Source organism: Microbacterium sp. LMI1x-1-1.1, from assembly GCF_040676205.1.
Taxonomy (GTDB): domain Bacteria; phylum Actinomycetota; class Actinomycetes; order Actinomycetales; family Microbacteriaceae; genus Microbacterium; species Microbacterium aquilitoris.
The window spans coordinates 628,753-649,544 of the sequence record NZ_JBEGHM010000002.1; the positions used below are offsets into that span (position 1 = coordinate 628,753).

At 69.2% G+C, this 20,792-nt stretch carries 27 protein-coding genes, 1 tRNA gene and 1 other RNA gene; 18 read left to right on the forward strand and 11 right to left on the reverse strand.

Translation table 11 applies throughout. The features are described from left to right. Positions 1–53: 53 nt before the first annotated feature. Genes MRBLMI1x_RS10685 through MRBLMI1x_RS10715 form a run of 7 tightly spaced genes read left to right on the forward strand, consistent with a single transcriptional unit; the run spans position 54 to position 4,456 of the window. The gene (locus tag MRBLMI1x_RS10685) at positions 54–1,217 is read left to right on the forward strand and encodes a CpaF family protein (RefSeq protein WP_363458709.1); all 1,164 of its coding nucleotides are present in this window, start codon (positions 54–56) and stop codon (positions 1,215–1,217) included. Beyond that, the gene (locus MRBLMI1x_RS10690) at positions 1,214–2,074 is read left to right on the forward strand and encodes a type II secretion system F family protein (RefSeq protein ID WP_363458711.1); all 861 of its coding nucleotides are present in this window, start codon (positions 1,214–1,216) and stop codon (positions 2,072–2,074) included. Before MRBLMI1x_RS10685 ends, MRBLMI1x_RS10690 begins: the two co-directional genes overlap by 4 nt. Beyond that, positions 2,071–2,982 (forward strand): type II secretion system F family protein, encoded by a 912-nt coding sequence (locus tag MRBLMI1x_RS10695; RefSeq protein ID WP_363458712.1) that lies wholly within the window; start codon positions 2,071–2,073, stop codon positions 2,980–2,982. Before MRBLMI1x_RS10690 ends, MRBLMI1x_RS10695 begins: the two co-directional genes overlap by 4 nt. Before the next feature lie 25 nt (positions 2,983–3,007). After that, positions 3,008–3,211 (forward strand): hypothetical protein, encoded by a 204-nt coding sequence (locus MRBLMI1x_RS10700; RefSeq protein ID WP_018188137.1) that lies wholly within the window; start codon positions 3,008–3,010, stop codon positions 3,209–3,211. A gap of 9 nt (positions 3,212–3,220) precedes the next feature. Then, a complete protein-coding gene (locus tag MRBLMI1x_RS10705; RefSeq protein WP_018188136.1) occupies positions 3,221–3,610 on the forward strand; it encodes a TadE/TadG family type IV pilus assembly protein in 390 nt (129 codons plus the stop codon). Continuing rightward, positions 3,585–4,052 (forward strand): TadE/TadG family type IV pilus assembly protein, encoded by a 468-nt coding sequence (locus MRBLMI1x_RS10710; protein WP_363458715.1) that lies wholly within the window; start codon positions 3,585–3,587, stop codon positions 4,050–4,052. Before MRBLMI1x_RS10705 ends, MRBLMI1x_RS10710 begins: the two co-directional genes overlap by 26 nt. Continuing rightward, positions 4,049–4,456, forward strand: coding sequence for a pilus assembly protein TadG-related protein (locus MRBLMI1x_RS10715; protein WP_336123778.1), 408 nt, complete (start codon positions 4,049–4,051; stop codon positions 4,454–4,456). Before MRBLMI1x_RS10710 ends, MRBLMI1x_RS10715 begins: the two co-directional genes overlap by 4 nt. 28 nt (positions 4,457–4,484) lie before the next feature. Here the strand turns inward: MRBLMI1x_RS10715 and MRBLMI1x_RS10720 are convergent, their stop codons facing one another. Both MRBLMI1x_RS10720 and MRBLMI1x_RS10725 read right to left on the reverse strand, forming a co-directional pair. Next, positions 4,485–4,898 (reverse strand): hypothetical protein, encoded by a 414-nt coding sequence (locus tag MRBLMI1x_RS10720; protein WP_363458717.1) that lies wholly within the window; start codon positions 4,896–4,898, stop codon positions 4,485–4,487. 166 nt (positions 4,899–5,064) lie between these two features. Beyond that, entirely contained in the window at positions 5,065–6,339 is a 1,275-nt protein-coding gene (locus tag MRBLMI1x_RS10725) for an MFS transporter (RefSeq protein WP_363458719.1), read from the reverse strand. A gap of 26 nt (positions 6,340–6,365) precedes the next feature. Here MRBLMI1x_RS10725 and prfB point away from each other — a divergent pair, with 26 nt between their 5' ends. From prfB to smpB, 8 genes are all read left to right on the forward strand, one after another. Continuing rightward, positions 6,366–7,475: a peptide chain release factor 2 gene (gene prfB / locus MRBLMI1x_RS10730; RefSeq protein ID WP_020665420.1), complete on the forward strand. Its 1,110-nt coding sequence runs from the start codon at positions 6,366–6,368 to the stop codon at positions 7,473–7,475. A gap of 114 nt (positions 7,476–7,589) precedes the next feature. Next, complete coding sequence (locus MRBLMI1x_RS10735) at positions 7,590–8,411, forward strand: DUF4397 domain-containing protein (protein ID WP_018188129.1); 822 nt, start codon at positions 7,590–7,592, stop codon at positions 8,409–8,411. Between the two features lie 10 nt (positions 8,412–8,421). Then, positions 8,422–9,063 (forward strand): class F sortase, encoded by a 642-nt coding sequence (locus MRBLMI1x_RS10740; RefSeq protein WP_363458721.1) that lies wholly within the window; start codon positions 8,422–8,424, stop codon positions 9,061–9,063. Beyond that, complete coding sequence (locus MRBLMI1x_RS10745; protein ID WP_363458723.1) at positions 9,060–9,644, forward strand: RNA polymerase sigma factor; 585 nt, start codon at positions 9,060–9,062, stop codon at positions 9,642–9,644. Before MRBLMI1x_RS10740 ends, MRBLMI1x_RS10745 begins: the two co-directional genes overlap by 4 nt. Next, complete coding sequence (locus MRBLMI1x_RS10750) at positions 9,631–10,374, forward strand: anti-sigma factor (protein ID WP_363458725.1); 744 nt, start codon at positions 9,631–9,633, stop codon at positions 10,372–10,374. Before MRBLMI1x_RS10745 ends, MRBLMI1x_RS10750 begins: the two co-directional genes overlap by 14 nt. 57 nt (positions 10,375–10,431) lie before the next feature. Then, a complete protein-coding gene (gene ftsE / locus MRBLMI1x_RS10755; protein WP_020097156.1) occupies positions 10,432–11,514 on the forward strand; it encodes a cell division ATP-binding protein FtsE in 1,083 nt (360 codons plus the stop codon). After that, positions 11,511–12,425: a permease-like cell division protein FtsX gene (ftsX, locus tag MRBLMI1x_RS10760; RefSeq protein WP_020097157.1), complete on the forward strand. Its 915-nt coding sequence runs from the start codon at positions 11,511–11,513 to the stop codon at positions 12,423–12,425. Before ftsE ends, ftsX begins: the two co-directional genes overlap by 4 nt. An 80-nt stretch (positions 12,426–12,505) precedes the next feature. After that, positions 12,506–12,982: an SsrA-binding protein SmpB gene (smpB, locus tag MRBLMI1x_RS10765; protein ID WP_018188123.1), complete on the forward strand. Its 477-nt coding sequence runs from the start codon at positions 12,506–12,508 to the stop codon at positions 12,980–12,982. A gap of 3 nt (positions 12,983–12,985) precedes the next feature. Here the strand turns inward: smpB and MRBLMI1x_RS10770 are convergent, their stop codons facing one another. Both MRBLMI1x_RS10770 and MRBLMI1x_RS10775 read right to left on the reverse strand, forming a co-directional pair. Continuing rightward, on the reverse strand, positions 12,986–13,207 hold the full coding sequence (locus tag MRBLMI1x_RS10770) for a hypothetical protein (protein WP_028497383.1): 222 nt from the start codon (positions 13,205–13,207) through the stop codon (positions 12,986–12,988). Further along, positions 13,201–14,670 (reverse strand): SDR family NAD(P)-dependent oxidoreductase, encoded by a 1,470-nt coding sequence (locus tag MRBLMI1x_RS10775; protein WP_363458729.1) that lies wholly within the window; start codon positions 14,668–14,670, stop codon positions 13,201–13,203. Before MRBLMI1x_RS10775 ends, MRBLMI1x_RS10770 begins: the two co-directional genes overlap by 7 nt. A 38-nt stretch (positions 14,671–14,708) precedes the next feature. Between MRBLMI1x_RS10775 and MRBLMI1x_RS10780 the strand changes: the two genes are divergently transcribed. Then, positions 14,709–15,119 carry an NUDIX hydrolase gene (locus tag MRBLMI1x_RS10780; protein WP_363458731.1) on the forward strand — a complete coding sequence of 137 codons (411 nt, stop codon included), beginning with the start codon at positions 14,709–14,711 and terminating at the stop codon, positions 15,117–15,119. A gap of 102 nt (positions 15,120–15,221) precedes the next feature. Next, positions 15,222–15,593, forward strand: a transfer-messenger RNA (tmRNA) gene (gene ssrA, locus MRBLMI1x_RS10785). Between the two features lie 61 nt (positions 15,594–15,654). Here the strand turns inward: ssrA and MRBLMI1x_RS10790 are convergent. After that, complete coding sequence (locus MRBLMI1x_RS10790) at positions 15,655–16,227, reverse strand: hypothetical protein (protein WP_363458733.1); 573 nt, start codon at positions 16,225–16,227, stop codon at positions 15,655–15,657. Then, positions 16,224–17,048 (reverse strand): inositol monophosphatase family protein, encoded by an 825-nt coding sequence (locus tag MRBLMI1x_RS10795; protein ID WP_363458735.1) that lies wholly within the window; start codon positions 17,046–17,048, stop codon positions 16,224–16,226. Before MRBLMI1x_RS10795 ends, MRBLMI1x_RS10790 begins: the two co-directional genes overlap by 4 nt. A gap of 96 nt (positions 17,049–17,144) precedes the next feature. Here MRBLMI1x_RS10795 and MRBLMI1x_RS10800 point away from each other — a divergent pair. Next, a tRNA-Lys gene (locus MRBLMI1x_RS10800) sits at positions 17,145–17,217 on the forward strand. 66 nt (positions 17,218–17,283) lie between these two features. On the opposite strand, the gene corA is transcribed toward MRBLMI1x_RS10800, so the two are convergent. The 5 genes from corA to MRBLMI1x_RS10825 all read right to left on the reverse strand — a co-directional run bounded on the left by corA (position 17,284) and on the right by MRBLMI1x_RS10825 (position 20,791). Further along, on the reverse strand, positions 17,284–18,282 hold the full coding sequence (corA, locus tag MRBLMI1x_RS10805) for a magnesium/cobalt transporter CorA (protein WP_018188117.1): 999 nt from the start codon (positions 18,280–18,282) through the stop codon (positions 17,284–17,286). A 103-nt stretch (positions 18,283–18,385) separates the two neighbouring features. Then, positions 18,386–18,598: a DUF2945 domain-containing protein gene (locus MRBLMI1x_RS10810; protein ID WP_018188116.1), complete on the reverse strand. Its 213-nt coding sequence runs from the start codon at positions 18,596–18,598 to the stop codon at positions 18,386–18,388. Next, positions 18,586–19,188: a DUF2238 domain-containing protein gene (locus MRBLMI1x_RS10815; protein ID WP_020097164.1), complete on the reverse strand. Its 603-nt coding sequence runs from the start codon at positions 19,186–19,188 to the stop codon at positions 18,586–18,588. The genes MRBLMI1x_RS10810 and MRBLMI1x_RS10815 overlap by 13 nt, the downstream gene beginning before the upstream one ends. Next, positions 19,185–20,003, reverse strand: a complete 819-nt coding sequence (locus MRBLMI1x_RS10820) for an endonuclease/exonuclease/phosphatase family protein (protein ID WP_363458738.1) — start codon at positions 20,001–20,003, stop codon at positions 19,185–19,187. Before MRBLMI1x_RS10820 ends, MRBLMI1x_RS10815 begins: the two co-directional genes overlap by 4 nt. After that, positions 20,000–20,791 carry a glycosyltransferase family 2 protein gene (locus MRBLMI1x_RS10825; protein ID WP_018188113.1) on the reverse strand — a complete coding sequence of 264 codons (792 nt, stop codon included), beginning with the start codon at positions 20,789–20,791 and terminating at the stop codon, positions 20,000–20,002. Before MRBLMI1x_RS10825 ends, MRBLMI1x_RS10820 begins: the two co-directional genes overlap by 4 nt. Between the last annotated feature and the right edge of the window lies 1 nt (position 20,792).

Genomic DNA, 20,792 nt, shown 5'->3' on the forward strand with positions numbered 1-20,792 from the left:
CGGTGTGGATAACTCCCACGCCGAGGTGCGGGGGATTGCGAGGATCCCAGGCCATGAGCATCGCATCCCCCCTTGCGCCGACCCGCGGTCTCGCCGCGGTCGCGGAGCGGGTGCGGGAACGCTTGCGCAGCGAGGACGTCGATCCTTCCCGAGACCCCGACCGCGCGGCCCGGATCGCCCGGGCCGAGGTGCGCCGTCACAACGACTTCGCCCTCGCGCGGGGAGTCGACGTCATCGAGGACGAAGCGGCGTCCGTCCGCGACATCCTCTCGACCGTCGCCGGGTACGGCCCCCTCCAGGCGCTGTTGGACGACCCCGATATCGAGGAGATCTGGATCAACGCCCCCGACAAGGTCCTCATCGCGCGAGAAGGGCGGAGTGAGCGGGCTCCGATCGTCCTCAGCGACACGGCGGTGCGTGATCTCGTCGAACGGATGCTGCACGCGACCGGCCGCCGTGTCGACCTCAGCCAGCCCTTCGTCGATGCGTCGCTGCCCGACGGCTCGCGTCTGCACGTCGTCATCCCCGATATCACCCGTCGGCACTGGGCCGTCAACATCCGGAAGTTCCTCACCCGCTTCCGCACCCTGGACGATCTGGTCGCAGCCGGGTCGGTCCGCCCCGAGGCGGCCTCGGTGCTGCGAGCCGCGATGCGCGACGGCACGAGCGTCATCGTCTCCGGAGCCACGCACGCAGGGAAGACGACCCTACTCGGCGCGCTCATCGCGTCCGCTCCTGCCGAGGACCGCATCGTCACGGTCGAGGAGACGTTCGAGCTCAACGCCCAGGCTCCCGACCTCGTCGCCCTCCAAGGTCGTCAGCCGAGCCTCGAGGGAACCGGTGAAGTGTCGCTCCGCCGCTTGGTCAAGGAGGCTCTCCGTATGCGGCCCGACCGCCTGGTCGTGGGAGAGGTCCGCGATGCCGAGGCGCTCGATCTGCTGCTCGCCCTGAACACCGGCGTGCCCGGCGCGGCGACGATCCACGCGAACTCCGCGGGCGACGCGCTGCGCAAGCTGGCATCGCTGCCGCTCCTGGCCGGTCGCAACATCGACCGCGACTTCCTCCTGCCGGCCATCGCCGCGTCCGTCGGCCTGGTCGTGCATTGCCGACGGGATGTCGCCGGTCGGCGAGCCGTCGTCGAGATCATCGCGCCCACCGGGCGGGTCGTCGACGGCGCTGTCGAGACGCGTCGCGTGTTCGGGGGTGAGGGCGTGTGACGACCATCCTGGGGCTCACCCTGGCCGCCGGCATCCTGCTCACGCTCGCACCCTGGCTCTGGCCTCCGCGTGCGCGCCGTGCAGAGGCGCCGCAGCGCGATGGCACCGTCGCCCGGCTCCTGCAAGCCGCGGGATTCGGCCACGCGACGACGGGCCACCTCGCCTCGATCAGTCTGGCCGCCGCCGCCGTCGCAGGGGCGATCATCTGGTTGGTCACCGCCCTCCCCGCCTTCGCCGCCGTCGCCGCGGTGGCCGGATTCTTCGCGCCTGCGGGATGGCTCCGCGGGCGCGCGCGGCGACTGCAGAAGAGCCGCCGTCAGATGTGGCCGGATGTGTGCGACCTCCTCGTCGCCTCCGTCCGCTCGGGCATGTCCTTGCCCGACGCGGTGTCGGCGCTGGGGGAGGTCGGTCCGCCGTCGCTGCGTCCCGCGTTCAGCGCGTTCTCCTCGGACGTGTCGGCCTCCGGTCACTTCGATTCGAGCGCTCTCCGCCTGAAGGCGCGGCTCGCCGACCCCGTCGCCGACCGCATCATCGAAGCCCTGCGGATGGCGCGCCAGGTCGGAGGCACGGAGCTCACGAGCGTCCTCCGCGCCCTCTCGGCGTCCGTGCGCGCCGAGGCCGCGCTCCGGGCCGAGATCGAAGCCCGGCAGTCCTGGATCCGCGGCGCTGCGGTTCTCGGTGTCGTCGCGCCATGGGTGATCCTCGGTCTGCTCGGGCTGCGCCCCGAGGGCGCCGCCGCATACAGCAGTCCGGAAGGCGTCGCGGTCATCCTCCTGGGAGCGGCGGTGTCCGTCGTCGCCTTCCGCCTCATGGTCGGCATCGGCCGCCTCCCGGAGCCGCGGCGGTGGTTCGCATGAGCGGGCTGACCGAACTCGCGCTCGCCATCGTGCTCGGGGGCGCTTTCGCAGCCGGCCTCGTCCTGGTCTCAACCCGGATCCCGCGTCTGGCGGCGCCGACGCTCTCACGTCGGATCGCACCGTATCTGCGCGACATCGCCGATCCGCGGGGCCTCACCCCTTTGGCATCCGCCCGCGGCGACTGGCGCACCCGCCGGGACCGTGTCATCTCCTCTTTCGGCGGCGCCGCGCGACTCGAGCACCGTCTCCGTCAGGCCGGGTCGACGCAGGATGCCGCGGCATTCCGCGCCCGCCAGCTCACCTGGGTCCTCCTCGGTGGTCTCTTCGGCGGGGTCGTGCTGGTCGTCCTCGCCCTCGCCGGCCGGCTCACTCCCGGGTCCGCGCTCCTGCCGCCCGTCCTGGCGCTCTCGGCCGCCGCGGTGCTCGATCTGCGGCTCACGTCCGCGGCCCGCCGCAGGCGTGCGCGCGTCGAGGAGGAGCTCCCGACACTTCTCGAGTTCCTGTCCCTCTGCCTCGCGGCGGGCGAGGGTCTGCGCGACGCACTCAGGCGGGTGGGGGAGATCGGCACCGGCGAGCTCACGGTCGAGATCCGCCGCGCGGTCCTCGACAGCGGCACCGGCTCGAACCTGTCCGACGCGCTCCTCGATCTCGGGCGGCGCCTCGACGTTCCCACGCTCTCCCGTGCGATCGAGCACCTCGTCGCGGCGATCGACCGCGGGGCCCCCTTGGCGGGTGTGCTGCAGGCACAGGCCGGCGACGCGCGCGAGGACGCCAAACGATCGCTCATCGAGCAGGCAGGGAAGAAGGAGATCGCGATGCTCTTCCCGATCGTCTTCCTCCTCCTCCCCATGAGCGTGCTGTTCGCGGTCTTCCCCGGCATCGTCATGCTGCGCCTCGGGGTCGGCTGACCACCTGATCCGAAAGGAGAACATCATGATCCGTCCCTCTCTGGCGAGACTCCGCACCGCGTGGGGTGCCGTCCTCACCCGCCTCCGCGATGACGAACGCGGCGACGTCCCCGGCTGGGTGCTGATCACCCTCATGACCGCCGGATTGGTCGTCGTGATCTGGGCGCTCGCGGGACCTGCCTTGTCTCAGCTGTTCCAGCAGGCGATCGACCAGGTCTCCAGCTTCTGAGGGCGAAGGATGCGGCGGCTGCTCTCCGATGAACGCGGCTCGACTCCGGTCGAGTTCGTGCTCGTCGGCGTGTTGTTGACCGTCCTGACCCTCGGTGTCCTGCAGCTGGGGCTCGCCGTCTACGTCCGGAACGTCGTGCACGATGCTGCTGTCGAGGGCGCCTATTACGCCGCCCTAGCCGACGTCGACACGCAAGCGGGAGCGGCCCGCACGCGCGACATCGTCGAGCGCACCGTGGGCGGGGATTTCCTGGAAAGCGTGACGGCGACGGATTCACGGGGTCTGGGATACGACACCGTTTCCGTGACGGTGACGACCGCGCTCCCGCTCGTCGGCCTCCTCGGCGTTCCGCACGGGTGGGAGGTGACCGTCCATGCTCCGGCCGAGAGCTTCGACTGAGCGTTTCGCGGAGGACGAGCGCGGGTCCGCGGCACTGGAGTTCATCGTCGGCGGCGTCGTCCTGCTCGTCCCCATCGTCTATCTCGTCGTGACCCTCGGGCTCATCCAGTCGCACGCGCTGGGAGTCGAAGCGGCGTCGAGGCACGTGGCGCGGGCCGTGGCATCCGCCGAGAGCGCGGAGGACGCCGACGACCGTGCCGCGACCATCTTGGACGCCCTGGCGCGCGAGTACGACATCCCGAGGGACTCGCTCGCTGTCGACGTCTCGTGCGTCGGAACTGCTGCGTCGTGCCCGGCCGCAGGCGCGATCGTCCGGGTGACCGTCGCCTCGTCCGTCCCGTTGCCTCTCGTGCCGCCGGTCCTCGGCCTCGACCAGGCGGCCCGTGTGGGCGTCGAGTCGTCGTCGGTCCAGAAGTTCTCGCGCTACTGGAGAGACGGATGATCCGCCGCGACGAAGAAGGAAGCGTGCTCCTGCTCACGATCGGCTACGCGCTTCTCGCGCTCGTCCTCGTGTTCGTCTCGGTGGACGCCACGAGTCTGTACCTCGCGCACAAGCGCACGCAGGCCGCAGCGGATGCCGCGGCTCTCGCGGGCGCGGACGGGTTCACGCTCGACGTCGTGGCTGATCAGCCGCGCGCGCAGCTCACCGATGAAGGGGTGCGGGAACAAGCTGAGGCGATCGTCGCGGTCGAAGACGACGTGACGCTCGTGAGCGCGGGCACACCGGACGGAGTATCCGCGCGAGTGAGGGTGTCGACGACGTGGCATCCGCCGATATCCTCGCTCTTCGTTCCCGCCGGGGTGGTGCTCGACGCGACCGCCACGAGTCGGACGGCGCTCGACTGAGCCGCATGCGGCCGCGGGAGTCCGGATGTCAGTGCGCGTCCGCGTTCCGGATGAGCTCGAACCGCCGGTCAGCTTCGGCTCGCTGAGCCTCGACGGTCGTCACGGTCTCCGGGTCGGCCGGCTCGAAGACGTCGACGAGATCACCGATCCGGTCCGTTCCGACGCGGTAGGCGCGGAGCCCGCCGCCCTGGTCGCGCGCCATCCCGCTCGGCCACACGTCCGTCTGCGCGCCGACGACACCGATGCGCCACCCGAGCGGTTCGAGGTGTCCGCGTATGCGGCAGAGCGCCTCGAACGCGTCGTCGGCGACCTCGTCGATCGTGTCGAACCGGGCGCTCGAGATCGTGACGGCGTACCGCCACCCCTCGCGCCGCCAGCCGATGGTCGCCGGAACGGTCTCCTCCCCACGGCGCACCGCGATCTCGAGGGAACGGCCCGTCATGGCACGTTCACGATGTCGGCGGGGTCTGTGGCGATGTCGACGACCTGCTGGAGGTTCGACGAACGGTTCGTGTTCCACGCGCTCATGGTCGCTGGCCCTTGTCGTCTACCGATTGGATGACGCTCTCGAGGTTTGTACCCAAGTTGCGGACGAGAAGGGTGCCCGGTCAGCGGTTGACGTGCGGCAAGAACCGCGGCAGCCAGCGGATGAAGGCGAGAGCTCCGAGCAGCCCGATGACTCCGACGGCCCCTGCCGCGAACGACAGCGAAGAGACCGCCGTGATGCCCGTCACGATCAGCGGGGTGGTGGCACCGCCGGCATCCGTCAATGTGCGCCACGACCCGAGGAAGGGCGCCGGATCATCCTTCGGCGCGAGATCCGCACCGATCGTCAGCAGGATGCCGCTGGACAGGCCGTTGCCCACGCCCAGCACCGCCGCGAACATCGCGAACCACATCTCGGCACTCGCGCCGTCGTGCGTGACCGAGAGGGCGAGGAAGCCGCTCCCCATCAGGACCATCGCCGGAAGTGCGGCCCACAGTCGTCCGAACCGGTCCATCACCTGCCCGCTCGCGTAGAAGAGGGCGAAGTCGAGCGCGCCGGAGATGCCGACGACGAGGGCGATCGACTGAGCGTCCAGCCCGATCGATACGCCCCACAACGGCAGGACGACCTGACGTGCGGACCGGACCGCCGAGAGGCTCGCCGCAGCCAGTCCGACACGCGACAGCACCCGACGGTGCAGCCACATCGTGCGGAACACGCCCGCCCGCTCGGCGATGGGGATCGAGCCGGTCACGGGTTCACCGGAGTCTTCGGCCTCGTGGCTGCGGACCGTCTCGGCGACGAACTGCTTCTCGGGGTCGGGTCCGAAGGTCACCAGCACGATGAGGGCGACGAGGCAGACGGCGAAGAACCAGATCGTCGACCGCTCGTCGCCGAACAGTCCGATGAGTGCCGCCGCGATGAAGGGACCCGTGAACATCCCGAGGCGGAACGTCCCGCCCAGAAGCGACAGCGCACGAGCGCGGAACATGACCGGCACACGGGTGGTCATGAAGGAGTGGCGCGCCAGGCCGAACGCGGCGGCGCAGGAGCCGATGAGGAACACCGCACCGGCGAACACCGGCAGGGACGGCACCAGGGCGGCGGTCAGCGAGACGACGAGTGCAAGAGAGCCCGCGGCGATCATCGTCACCCGCTCGCCGAACCGGGCGACCGCCCAGCCCGCGGGCAGATTGCCGACCAGCTGCCCGACGACCAGCAACGAGGCGATGAGGGCCGACAGGGCGACATCCGCCCCCTGGTTGCTTGCGAGGATCGGGATGAGGGGGAGCACCGCTCCCTCGCCGATGGCGAAGAGGACGGTCGGCGCGTAGACCATGGGTCCGAAACGCCAGAGCACCTCCCGGGCAGTGGGGGAGTCGGGTCGGTCGGTCATCGCCATCCACGTTACTCTGGAGTGTCATGCTTGAATTCGATCCGTCTGTGCAGATCCAGGCCCTCCGTTCCACCTTCGGTGAGATCAAGGCGGTCGTCGATGTCGACGCGCTCACCGCCGAGATCGCCCGTCTCTCCGACGAGGCGGGCGCTCCCGATCTCTGGGACGACGTGGAGAAGGCTCAGAAGGTCACCAGCGCCCTGAGCCACCGTCAGTCCGAGCTGAAGCGCGTCACCGAGGTCGAGCAGCGACTCGACGACGTCGAGGTGCTCGTCGAGCTCGCCCAGGAGATGGACGACGAGGAATCCGCCGAAGAGGCTCGCCGCGAGATCGTCGACCTCGAGAAGGTCATCAGCCAGCTCGAGGTGCAGACGCTCCTCGACGGCGAGTACGACGATCGCGGCGCGGTCGTCACGATACGCTCGGGTGCCGGTGGCGACGACGCCACCGACTTCGCCGAGATGCTCATGCGCATGTACCTGCGGTGGGCCGAGCGCCACAAGTACCCCGTCAAGGTGATGGACACGTCCTTCGCCGAGGGCGCGGGCATCAAGTCCGCGACGTTCGAAGTCGACGCCCCCTACGCGTACGGAACGCTGTCGGTCGAAGCCGGCACGCACCGTCTCGCCCGCATCAGCCCGTTCGGCTCAGCCGACAAGCGTCAGACGAGCTTCGCCGCCGTCGAGGTGATCCCGGTGATGGAGGAGGCCCAGGAGGTCGACATCCCCGAAGGTGACATCCGCGTCGACGTCTTCCGCTCGTCGGGCCCCGGTGGTCAGTCGGTCAACACGACGGACTCCGCGGTCCGCCTCACGCACCTCCCGAGCGGCATCGTCGTCTCGATGCAGAACGAGAAGAGCCAGATCCAGAACCGCGCCGCAGCCATGCGCGTGCTGCAGACGCGGCTCATGCTCCTCCAGAAGGAAGAGGAGGCAGCGAAGAAGAAGGAACTCGCCGGTACGATCACGGCGAGCTGGGGCGACCAGATGCGCTCCTACTTCCTCTACGGTCAGCAGCTCGTCAAGGACCTTCGGACCGGCCACGAGGTCGGAAACCCCGCCGTCGTTTTCGACGGAGACCTCGACGGGTTCATCGCGGCCGGCATCCGCTGGCGCAAGCGCAAAGACGACGACTGATCCACGCCGGGTGGGCTGAAAGAATTTTCATCCACCTGCATCCATACGGGGCGGACAGCCGGAATACCTCTGTGACAGCGCGAACAGCTCGCGCCGGATCAGAAGGAGTTCCTCATGCGCAAGACACTCTCTGCGGGCGTGGCTCTCGGTGCCGCCGTGGCCTTCGCCGCTTTCGTCCCCGCATCGGCCGCGACGTCGGACGATGCAGACCTCGCGGTGCTGCACGCGATCCCCGACACCCCGGTCGACGTTTATGTCGACGGCAAGCTGACGATCGACGACTTCCAGCCCGGCGACCTCGGTGGTCCGCTGCAGCTGCCCGGCGGCACCTACTCGGTCGCCCTGACGGCGGCGGACGCGACGGATGACTCCGCGCCCGTCCTCGGACCCATCGACCTCACTCTCGAGGCGGGAAAGAACTACACCGCGGTCGCGCACCTCGACGCCGCAGGCCAGCCCGCGGCGAACCTCTTCACCAACGACACGTCGAAGACCGCCGCCGGCGAAGGCCGGCTCACGGTCCGGCACGTCGCCGCCGCCCCGGCCGTCGATGTGCTGGCCGGTGGGGAAGCGGTCATCAGCGGGCTCGAGAACCCGAACGAGGAGTCGCTCGACCTGCCCGCCGGAACGGTCAGCGCGTCCGTCGCCCTCGCCGGCACGACCGACCCTGTCATCGGGCCGGCAGACGTCGACGTCGCGGAGGGCGAGCTGACGGTCGTCTATGCGTGGGGTTCGGCCGAGGCCGGCAACCTCGCGCTCGCGACGCAGACGATCGACGGCCTGCACTCAGGCCCCGGTGGGGTCAACACCGGTTCGGCCGGACTGGTCGCCGAGAACGGTACGAATGGCTGGGTGTTCGCCGGCGGTGCCGCGCTCATCGCCGGGCTGCTCGCCGGTGGCGTCTACGCGACCCGAGCCGCCAAGGCTCGCCGCTGAGGTCACCGACATGCGCCGCCTGCTCCCGCCCACCGTCGTCTTGACGGTCATGATGCTCGCGGCCTGCGCGCCGGTCCCGGAGGCGGATCCCTCCTCCGGGACCGGCACCGGTGCGACCGGGACGGTCTCCCCGACTCCGGCGACCCCCACGCCGGAGGTCTCCGTCCCGGTCGCACCGGCCACCCCGGCAGCCCTCGACCCGGTGCCTGCGCCCGAGCGCCTCAGGCTGGACGCTCTGGGCGTCGACATGCCGGTCGAGCCCGTCGGCGTCCAAGCCGGCGGCGAGATGCAGATCCCGGAGCGGCCGTCGACAGCCGGGTGGTACCGCTTCGGTGTCGCGCCGGACGATGACGCAGGGACCACGGTGATCGCCGCGCACGTCGACGACCGGCAGTTCGGCATCGGTCCGCTGGCGAAGCTCCGCGAAGCCCGTGCCGGTGACGTCGTCACGGTGACGGATGCCGACGGTGCCGCCACCGACTACGTCACCGAGTCCGTGACCTACATCCCTCGGGCCGAGCTTCCGGTCGACCGGCTGTTCACCCGCGACGGACCCCGCATGCTCGCCGTGATCACCTGCGGTGGTGATTTCGACCAGCAGACCCGGACCTACAGCGATAACGTGGTGCTCATTGCACGGGCCCGGTCATGAGTCTGACCACCGAGCCCCGGCTCGCTGCACGGAAGGAGCAGGCCGTAGACGACGACATGCAGCTCGCGGAGAGGTTCGCGACCGGCGACGAGACGGCGGTGAAGGCCATGTACGACCGCTGGTCGAGGATCGTCTACACCCTGGCGGTGCGCTCTCTGGGCGACACCGCCGAGGCGGAGGACGTCACGCAGCGGACCTTCGTGTCGGCCTGGACCTCGCGCTCGTCGTTCCGGCCGGGCCGGGCACCGCTGGGAGCGTGGCTCATCACGATCGCCCGGCGCCGCATCGCCGACGCCCACGAGGCCCGTGCGCGCGCGGCGCGCCTCGAGGAGGCCCTCAAGGCGGTCGTGCCCGAGTCCACGGTCGAGCACGACCTCTCGGATGCGATGCTCGTCGCCGACGAGGTGGCCCAGCTCGAACCCGACGCCCGTGCGGTGCTCGCCCTCGCGTTCTACGAGGACCTCACCCATCAGCAGATCTCCGAACGGCTCGGGATGCCGCTGGGTACCGTGAAGAGTCACATCCGCCGAAGTCTCACCCGTCTGCGAAGCCGATTGGAGGCGCACCATGTCACATCTTGACCCCGAGGTCGCCGCCCTCCTCGCGATGGGTGAGCAGGCGTCCGACGAGGACCGCCGCCACCTGGATGCCTGTGCCGACTGCGCGGCGGAGGTCGCCTCCTTCGCGCGCGCCGTCCTCGCCGGCCGCGCCACCGGCGAGGGCGAAGCCCTGTTGACGCCTCCCGATCGCGTGTGGGAGTCCATCCGCTCCGAGCTCTCCCTGCCGGAGGACACGGCCGAGCCCGCGGCTCACCCGCGAGAGGCATCCGTCGCCGCCCCCGCTCGCCCGCACGTCGCACCGAGACGTCGGCGGATGAGTCGGCGCCCCGTGTTCTTCGTCCTCGCCGGTGCCGTCGCGGCGGTCGTCGCGATCGTGACCGCCGTGTGGGCGTCCGGGGGCATCGTGCCGCGTCCGCAGGTGATCTCCGAGGCTCGACTGGACGGGTTCCCGTCGTGGTCGGGCGCTGTGGGGGAGGCTCTCCTCGAACGCGTGGACGGGCACGACCGCGTGAGTGTCGACCTCGACGCATCCGTCCCCGACGACGGCTACCGCGAGGTCTGGCTCCTGACGGGCGACGCCAGCGACCTGGTGAGTCTCGGCATCCTGGACGGCTCGTCCGGGACGTTCGACATCCCCGATGACATCGACCTCTCGAAGTTCACCGTCGTCGACATCTCGCAGGAGAACGTCGACGGCGATCCGGGACACTCGGGGGACTCCATCGTGCGGGGAACCCTGTCAGCCCCCTGAGTGCCCGGGAGTGTCGCTGACGGATGCCACGGGCATCGCGCTTAGGCTCATCTGGCCATGATCCGGTTCGAAAAGGTCTCCAAGCGTTACCGCGGTACGAGCAAACCCGCCCTCAGCGACGTCGAATTCGATGTGCAGCGCGGTGAGTTCGTGTTCCTCGTCGGCGCCTCCGGCTCGGGGAAGTCCTCGTGCCTGCGTCTCATCCTCCGAGAGGACACGGCCTCCGACGGACGCGTCGTCGTCCTCGGGCGCGACGTGCGGGGTTTGAGCACCCGCAAGGTCCCGTACTTCCGCCGCCACATCGGGTCGGTGTTCCAGGACTTCCGCCTGCTCCCCAACAAGACGGTGTTCCAGAACGTCGCCTTCTCGCTTCAGGTCATCGGGTCCAGCCGCGCGTTCATCCAGCAGTCGGTGCCCGAGGCGCTCGCCCTCGTCGGTCTCGACGGCAAGGAGAAGCGCCTTCCGCACGAACTCTCCGGCGGTGAGCAGCAGCGCGTCGCCATCGCGCGCGCGATCGTCAACCGCCCCCAGATCCTCCTGGCTGACGAGCCGACCGGAAACCTCGACCCCGGCACTTCGATCGACATCATGCAGCTGCTCGCTCGCATCAACGCCGGCGGGACGACGGTCGTCATGGCCACCCACGAAGCCGGCTTCGTCGACCAGATGCAGCGCCGCGTCATCGAGCTCCGCGGCGGCGTCATCGTCCGCGACGAGCGCGGTGGTGGCTACGGTGACACTTCGAGTCTTCCCGTCCTCCGGCCGGAGACCGTCAAGGGCGCTGCGGCGACCGCGGCGCTGACGGCGGTCCTCGAGCTGCAGAAGCAGATCGTCTCCTCGGGCGACACCGGAGCTGTCGAGCCGCTGCCGGAGGTCGTGGAGCCCCCGGCGCCTCAGCCCGACGCGGTGCTCCCCGCTGTCCCGGTCGTGAACGACCCGCCGGTTGCGGACTCGCCTCCGAACGAACAGCAGACGCAGGATGCCGCGACCCCGGCAGCCGCATCGGAGCCCGACACCGGCACCCGCGGCATCCCGATCTCGCCTGCCGAGATCGACCTCGCGGGTATCGATGGACTGGGGGCGGCCGACCGACTCGGGCTCGGACGCCGCGACGAGGACGAAGTGGGGCCCACCGCATGAGAGCTCGTCTCGTCCTCGGTGAAGCGCTCACCGGGCTTCGCCGCAATGCCTCGATGGTGATCTCGGTCATCCTCGTCACCTTCGTCTCGCTCACGTTCGTGGGTGCCGCGATGCTCATGCAGATGCAGATCGCGAAGATGCAGGGGTACTGGGCGGAGCGCGCCCAGGTCGCGGTCTTCATGTGTCGGGACGGCTCGACGCAGACGACGTGCAGCGGCGGCGAGGCCTCCAAGGACCAGCTCGCGGCCGTGGCCGACAAGCTCAAGAGCCCCGCCCTCGACGGCATCGTCCGGAGCGTCCGCTTCGAGACCCGGGACGAGGCCTATCAGAACGTGCTCGACCTCATGGGCGAGGACTACAAGGACTTCATCACCCCGGCCCAGCTCAACGAGACCTACTGGGTCAACCTCGTCGACCCCACTCAGACGGAGGTCATCGACGAAGCGTTCAGCGGTATGGACGGTGTCGAGCAGGTGAAGGACCAGATGGAGTACCTGCAGCCGCTCTTCTCGGCGCTGACCATCGCGACCTACTTCGCCGTCGCCATCGCCGGGCTGATGCTGGTCGCGGCGGTCCTCCTGATCGCCACCACCATCCGGCTGTCCGCGTATGCCAGACGTAAGGAACTCGGCATCATGCGTCTCGTCGGGGCATCCAATCGTTTCATCCAGACCCCCTTCATCCTCGAAGGCGTGTTCGCGGCCCTCCTCGGCTCGGCGCTCGCGAGCGTGACGATCTGGCTGGGGGTGCAGTACGGCGTCCGAGGGTATCTCGTGAACGAGATCGACTTCGTGACCACCTGGATCGACGGACGCGACGCGCTCCTGGTCATCCCGGTGATCGTCGGATTGGGTCTCGTCCTCGCTGCACTGTCGGCGAGCTTCGCGATCCGCAGATGGCTGCGCACCTGAGCCCTGCCCACGCGGCGACCCGGCTCCGTTAGACTGGCAGACCGGCTGCGCGCGGAGCGCCGTCGTGTCGAGGAGTCATCATGCCCAGGGAACGCGGGGAACAGGTCATCGCGACCAACCGTCGCGCGCGCCACGAGTACGCCATCGAGAAGACCTACGAGGCGGGCCTCGTGCTCACCGGCACCGAGGTCAAGTCGCTCCGGCAGGGGCGCGCGAACCTCAGCGACGGCTACGCGTTCATCGACGGGGGACAGGCGTGGCTCGACGCCGTGCACATCCCGGAGTACTCGCAGGGCCATTGGACGAACCACTCGACCAAGCGCACGCGCAAGCTCCTGCTGCACAAGGAGGAGATCGTCAAGCTCTCGCACGCGATCTCCGCAGGCGGCTACACGCTCATCCCGTTGAAGCTCTACTTCTCGGACGGTCGCGCCAAGGTCGAGATCGCCGTTGCGAAGGGCAAGCGCGAGTTTGAGAAGCGGCAGACGATCCGCGAACGCGAAGACAAGCGCGAGGCTGAGCGGGCCATGCGCGGCCGCAACCGCCTCGGCGAGTGACGCTCAGGCGGTTCCGGTCCGGCGTCGGGGTTCCGGCGGCGGGGGAACGGCCTTCGCCGCGATGACGGCTGCTCGGGGGATGCGTTCCACGCCGCGCTTGCCGTCGACGACCACGAGATCCACATCGATCGAGATCAGCTCGCCCAGCGCGTCGGTCGCGCGGCCATCGGGCAACTGGTAGCGCACCACGACGCGGGTCCCCGGGGCTGGGAACCGCGTCACCATCGGCTGGGGGCGTAGTCCTTGAGGAACACCCCGAAGACGTCCTCGCCCGCTTCTCCGCGCACGATCGGGTCGTAGACGCGCGCAGCGCCGTCAACGAGGTCCAGCGGGGCGTGGAAGCCCTCCTCGGCGAGACGGACCTTGGTCGGGTGGGGGCGCTCGTCGGTGATCCAGCCGGTGTCGACGCTCGTCATCAGGATGCCGTCCGATTCGAACATCTCGCGCGCACTGGTGCGTGTCAGCATGTTGACGGCGGCCTTGGCCATGTTGGTGTGCGGATGCCCCGGACCCTTGTATCCGCGCTCGAAGACGCCCTCCATCGCGCTCACGTTCACGATGTAGGTGCGGCGTGCAGGGCTCGCAGACATCGAAGGGCGGAGCTTGGAGACGAGGAGGAAGGGTGCCGTGGTGTTGGCCAACTGCACTTCGAGCATCTCGAGCGGATCGACCTCCTCCACCCGCTGAACCCACGAGTTCGAGTGGTCGAGGTCGGGGATCAGTCCGCCGGCGTCGATCGCGGTTCCCGCGGCAAGCCGGTCGAGCGAGGTCGATCCGGCGGTCATCGCCTCGCGGGTCAGGGTGTCGGCGCGGTCCGCGGCCGCCGCGAGGATCGGGTGGGCGCTCACAGAGCGCTCGAGGGCCTCGGGGTGCCGGTCGTTCGTGTGCCCGAAGGTGACGAGCGCCGGGAGGGGACCGTCGGGAAGGGGCGCGAGCTCGGCGTCGACCAGCGGCTGGTAGGCGCCCGGGGAGCGCCGGACGGTCTGCGTCGCGTTGTTTATCAGGATGTCGAGCGGTCCGGATGCGGCGACGTCGTCGGCGAGGGCGATCACCTGGGCCGGGTCGCGCAGGTCGATCCCGACGATCTTCAGTCGATCGATCCACTCCGGCGAGTCGGGCAGAGCGCGGAAGCGCCGCACGGCGTCGCGGGGGAAGCGGGTCGTGATCGTCGTGTGGGCGCCGTCGCGGAGGAGCCGAAGGGCGATGTACATGCCGATCTTGGCGCGTCCGCCCGTCAGCAGCGCGCGTCGTCCGGTGAGATCGGTGCGTGCGTCACGCTTGGCGTGGCTGAGGGCCGCGCACTCGGGGCAGAGCTGGTGGTAGAAGGCGTCCACGACCGTGTACGGCTCCTTGCAGATGTAGCAGCCGCGCGCCTTCTGCAGGACGCCCGCGATCGGCGCGGCGGTGCGTGTCGCGATCGGGATGCCGCGCGTCTCGTCGTCGATGCGGTCGGGGGCGCCCGTCGCCGTGGCGTGCACGACGGCGCGGTCGGCGTCGGCGATCGCGGCGCGGATCTCGCGACGGCGCTCCTTCTTCGCCGCCTTGAACATCGCGGCGGTCGCCTGACGGACGGTGATGAAATCGGGGTGCGTCCGGGGGAGCGACGACAGCTCTGAGAGGACGCGGAGCGTCGTGGCGAGGTCGGCGGGATCGATCCCCTGGTCGTCGGGGGAGATGTCGGGAAGCACATGAGATTGTACGTCGGGTCGCCTGTTAGCGTTCTCGCGTGACCCCGCTTGACGCCGCATCCGTACCGTCCATCCGCGTCTCGGCCGCGGTCATCCGGGATGACACGGGCCGATTGCTCCTCGTGCGCAAAGCCGGGACGACCGCGTTCATGCAGCCCGGCGGCAAGCCTGAGCCCGGCGAGACGCCGGACGAGACGCTCGTGCGCGAGCTCGCGGAAGAGCTGGGAGTGATCGTGTCGGTCACTGCACTCCGATCGCTCGGCGTGTTCCACGCCGCCGCGGCCAACGAACCCGGGCACGTGGTCGTCGCCCACGTGTTCGACGTCTCGATCGCCGGTCAGGAACCCGCTGCGGCTGCCGAGATCGCCGAGATCCGGTGGGTCGCGGCGGAGGAGGCGGGGGCCCTCGAGGTCGCGCCGTTGGCGGTCGAGTACTTCCTCCGCGGGTGACACCGCCCCGGTCGGTGGTAGTCTGGGACGCTCGGACGCTCCGGCATCCGAGTGTTGACAACTCCACAGAGTGACAACGGTCCACACACCGCCAGGTGTCTCGGGGATGATCGGTTTCGACATCGCCTGTGACTCTGCGAGAAGCGGGCCGAGGATGCAGGGTTATCTCGTAAACGATCTCTGCGAACCAATAACTGCCAATAAGAAGCAGTCCGACTTCGCCCTCGCTGCGTAAGCAGCCAGCTCGAGTCCGTCAGTCCGTGAGTGATCCCCTCATGGTCCCTGGCGTCATCTAAGGGATCTCGCTGCGTGGCGTCGCCTGAGCGTCACGCGGGACTTTTTCAGGCTGGGCTCGTCGACTCACGTGTCTGTACTAAGGGTCGGGGCCGAGCAGAACGCCATTTACAGACTGCGCCCGGAGAAGACGCCGTCTCTCAGCGATGGACGGGGGTTCGATTCCCCCCATCTCCACGAACCGTTGTCACGGAGCAGAAGCCCCCGGTCCGTTCGCGGATGCGGGGGCTTCGTCGTCTCTTCAGCCGAGCTCGATCAGGTCGAGGCCCTGTCTCGTGTCCGAGACCTCCACCCAGCCGTTGCGGAAGAGGTAGGTCATCCCGTACCCCTCGTCATCCAGACGGAGGGCGCCCGCGGGATCCTCGGTGATCAGCACGCCCCGAGGATCGTCCTTTCGGATCCATCCCTCGGCCTGCAGCGCCGCCTGGGTCGCGGACGCGTCGGCCTCGCTGATCGGCGACCATCCGAAGAGCACGAGATCATCGTTCGTCGGCGAGGCGAAGTCTCCCCACGTGCAGGAGATCCCCTTCGGGAGTTCGAGGTCGAGGACCACGAACGGGTCCTCGCGAACCGTCCAGCCCGTCGACGTGAAGGTGTCGATGGTGTCCGAGGAGAGCATGTTCTCGCACGTGACGTCCTCGGGGACGATCGTGGCCGCAGCGGACGGTGACGACCCGGATGCCCCGGGTGCCGCAGCGCCGCTCGGATCACCACCCGAGCCTGACGTCGGAGCGCACGCCGTCGTCACCGCCACGACGGCCGCGATGAGCACGGCGACCGCGGTCCGCTTCCGGTGCGAGAGGTGCGACCTCACGTTCGCAACATCCCGAGGAACGTGTCATGCAGGATGCCGTTGGTCGCCAGCGACGAACGGGCGTCCAGGCGCTCGACGCCGTCGATGTCGGTGAAACGGCCACCCGCCTCGAGGACGATCGGCACGTGAGCGGCGATGTCGTATTCGCGGACGTCGAACTCCGCGACCATCTCGAGACGGCCCTCCGCCAGGAGCATGTAGGGCCACGCGTCTCCGTACCCCCGGTCGCGCCACACGGCCCGCGTGAGGCGGAGGAGGGAGTCTGTGCGGCCCGCGGCATCCCACTGCCCGATGCTCTGGAAGCTGATGCTCGCGTCCGCGGCGGTAGCGACGTCCGACGTGCGGATGCGCCTCGTCGTGCCGTCGGCGCCCCGGGTCCACGCGCCGGCACCGGTGGCGGCCCACCAGCGCCGCGTGATCGCCGGTTGGCTGACGACCCCGACCCGGGGGACGCCGTCGACCACCAGGGCGATGAGGGTGGCCCACATGGGAATGCCCTTGAGGTAGTTCGCGGTGCCGTCGATCGGGTCGATGATCCACTGGCGGCGGGTGTCTCCGCTCGTGCCGTACTCCTCGCCGAGGATCCCGTCCTCGGGGCGTTCCCGGGCCAGGAGCTCGCGGATCGCTCGCTCCGTCGCCAGGTCGGCTTCCGTCACATGCGTCGCGTCGGCCTTCGTGCTGACCTCGAGGTCGGGGGCGTCGAAGCGTTCCATCGATGCGCTGTCCGCGGCATCCGCAAGGCGGAGAGCGAACGCGAGATCGTCGCGGAGGTCACCGTCGTACGGCGCGAGCCAGGGCGTCGAAGAGGAAGGGGGCGTCACGCTGTCCAGGATACGGCGTGTGCCTGGGGGCCTCGATTGGCGCAGTGCGCGATCGTGATGCTAGTGTTGACCCTCGGTTCGAGTTCTTCGAATCACGCACCTCTAGCTCAATCGGCAGAGCAACTGACTCTTAATCAGTGGGTTCCGGGTTCGAGTCCCGGGGGGTGCACGGACGGCCCCGATCACTCTCGCCAGTGATCGGGGCCTTCTGCTTTTCCTGGGCGCAGAGGCGGCCTCAGAGCCAGTGTTTGCGCTTGAAGACGGCGTACAGGACGACCGAGCTCGCGACCATCAGGCCGAGGGCCATGGGGTATCCGAACGTCCAGTGGAGCTCGGGCATGTTGTCGAAGTTCATGCCGTAGATCGTGCCGACGAGGGTCGGTCCGAAGAGGATCGCCGCCCACCCCGAGATCTTCTTGACCTGCTCGTTCTGCTCGAGCGAGGTGTCGGTCTGCCGCTGCGTGACGAGCGTCGAATGCACCGTCAGGGCGTTGTCGAGGATGGAACGGAAGGCGGCGATCCGTTCGTTGACGCGGATGACGTGGTCCAACACGTCCCGCAGCGAGCGCTGGAGTTCGATGTCGACACCGTACTTGTCCGACCCCTGCAGCAGTCGCTGCAGCATGTCGTCGAGCGGCAGGGTGGACTTGTGGAGGGCGATGACCTCGCGGGCGAGGGCGTAGATGCGCTGCGACAGACCGACGTCATCGCCGCTGAAGAGCTTCTCCTCGATCTCGTCGATGTCGTTCTCGACGCCCGCGATGACCGGCGCGTACTCGTCGACGACCTGATCGAGGATCGCGTACAGAATCGCCTCGGGTCCCATGCCCAGCAGTTCGGGCTGCTCCTCCATGCGGCCGCGGACCCGCGCGAGGTCGGGGGAGTCGGCGTGTCGGACCGTGACCACGAAGTCCGGGCCCACGAAGACGTGGAGCTCGCCGAACACCACGGACTCCTTCTCGTCGTCGTACTGGGCCGGACGGAGCACCGCGAACAACACGTCGCCGTAACGCTCGAGCTTCGCCCGCTGGTGGCCGGCGAGAGCGTCCTCGACGGCGAGCGGGTGCAGCGAGAACTCGGCCGCCACCGCGGCCACCTCCGCCTCGGTGGGGCGGTACAGACCGATCCACGCCATGCCATTGTGATCGCGCATGTGCTCGAACGTCTCGCTCAGATTCGAGGGGTCCTGGATACGGCGGCCGTGGACGTACACGGCGTTGTCGACGATGGGCATGCGTAGATTCTGCGCCCTGCGGGATGAGCGGATGCCGCGCGCCGCGCCGCACACCCTCGCCGGATCCGGTGAGAAGGACGGCAGCGGGGTGTGCGGCGTCCCTTCAGGACGACAGCTTGTTCAGGGCCGAACCCTTGTGGGCGGCTTTCGCCCCCGTCTTCTCCGACTCGACGATGAATGCAGGCTCATCCGTCGACGCGGTGAAGTCCTGCCCGTCGAAGGTGAAGTCCCTCGTCTTGCGTTCCGTGATCTTGCCCTGGGTGCGTCCCTGCGACGTGTTCCAGCTGACGCGATCGCCTTTCTTCAGGTCCGCCATGATTGTTCCTTCCTGTCTGCCGCGACGAGCGCGGTCCTCTCGATGGGGATTCGGATGATCAGGATGCCGGCGACGAGAGAACCGAGCCCGCCGACGGCCATGTCCCCGATGGTGTCTTGATAGGTGACGAAGATGTCCGGCGCGAGGAATGTCTTGCCGGCCCACTCGACCATCTCCCACAGCGCGCTGATCGCGAGGCCGATCGTCGGGACGAGGACGACGCTCGATCGCCGGTCGGCGCGTGCCGGAACGACCTCGAAGCGCCGGAGGACGAGGAAGGCGATGGTCGCGATCACACCGGTGGCCACGAAGTGGACGGCGATGTCCCACCACGCGATGGAACGGTACAGGTCCAGGACGTTGCTCCACGCCGCGACGGTGACCGTGACGCCGTAGAGGACATCGAGACCGGGCCGTGCGCCGATCGCTCGGGGCACGAGGAGGGCGGGCAGAGCGAGCGCCAGGATCCCGGCGTCCGTCGGCGTCCACCAGAGAAAAGCCGCTGCCACACTCAGCAGGCCCAAGACGCGGATACCGTCGGCCGCCCACTCGGCGGAGGATCGCGGCGGCCGCAAGAATTCGGATCTCATCGCGGTACCTCGATGGCGGCATGGACCGGGAGGTGGTCCGACCCGGCCACGCCGTCCTCCAGGCGGGCGTCGATGCCTACGCGCTCCACAGCGACATCCGGCGTCGTCAGGATCCAGTCGATGCGCTTACCCCCGCGCACCGGGGGGCGGTACCCGCTGTAGGTGCCCCAGGGCGGCGTCACCCGCTCGGCCGCCGTGGTCCAGGCATCCGTCAGCAGGTTGCCGCGGGTGAGGGCCTCCAGCGCGGGCGAACCTTCGGCTGCGTTCATGTCACCCATCACGACGGTGGGGAGCCCTCGCCGTCGCACCACCTGACGGATCTGCTCGGCGGCGCGGACGCGAGACCGCGACGAGAACGGATCCAGGTGCGTGTTGATCACGGCAAAGGACGCTCGTGCGCGTCGGTCCCGAAAGACTCCGATCACCATCGCACGAGGCAGCGGGTTGCCCCACGACCGGGAGCCGGCGACCTCGGGCGAGGCCGATAGGGCGAGCTGCTGATGATCGATGAGCTCGAGCCGCGATCGATCGAAGAAGATCGGGCACCCCTCGCCGCGTCCGCCGCGTCCGCGTCCCACGCCGATGCGCCCGTACTCGCCTCCTAATGCCCGGGCGATGTCACGAGCGGGACCTGGAAGCACCTCCTGCAGGCTGATCACCGAGGGCGATTCCCTCGAGAGCGACGCCAGGAGCGCGGGGCGGCGCCGCTCCCATCGATCGGCACCGCGGGAGAGCCCGCGCGGGAGCGGCCTGCGCACGTTCAGCGTCGCCACGTGCAGGAGATTGCCCTCCACCTCGCCGAGGACGGGGTTCATGCCGACATCCTCGAGGCTGTGCTGCGGCGGTCCGCGCGTCGACGTGCGGACCGCGCCCACCGGATCGGTGCGAACTCCTCCGGCCAATGCCGGACGACGGTTCGGATGCCGCGGCGCACACGGCGGCGGAAAGCGGATGCAGACGCGAAGGGGCGCATCGAGATGCCCATCGCCGCTGAGGGCACGAACCGGATCCGATGTTCCCTTCCGAGATGGAATGAGAGATCGAGGTCGTCGTGGATTTCGGGGTCCGTGCGGTGGACGACCGTGCTCACCCGCCGCCAGGCTGACCGGCGCATGGCGAGGTTGGACCCGAAGAGGGGGAGGTGTCCGAGGGTCGGCGTGAGGACGGCGGCGTAGGCGCCGAGGTAGGCGACCGCCAACGGCGACCGGAGGAAGCGCGGACCGTCGATGAACCGAGCAGCGCCCGCGAAGACATCCACCTCGGGGCGCTCGCGGGCTTGTGCGCTCATGACCTCCACCCAGGTCGCCGCCGGGATGCAGTCCGCGTCGAGGCGGAGGATGAGGTCGCCCTCCGCGGAGTCGTACCCGGCTGCCGCCGCCGCGGGAATGCCGGGCTGGTCGCAGGAGACGACCCGCGTCCCGCCCTCGCGCGCGACACCGGCCGAATCGTCCGACGAGCCGTTGTCGACCACGACGATCTCATCGGGCCGACGGGTCTGCAGCGCAAGGGCCCGCAGGCACCGCCGGAGTCCGTCGGCGTCGTCCTTCACGGGGATGACGACGGTGACGGATTCGACGGTGGGCTGCGGGCCCAGAGCTGTCATG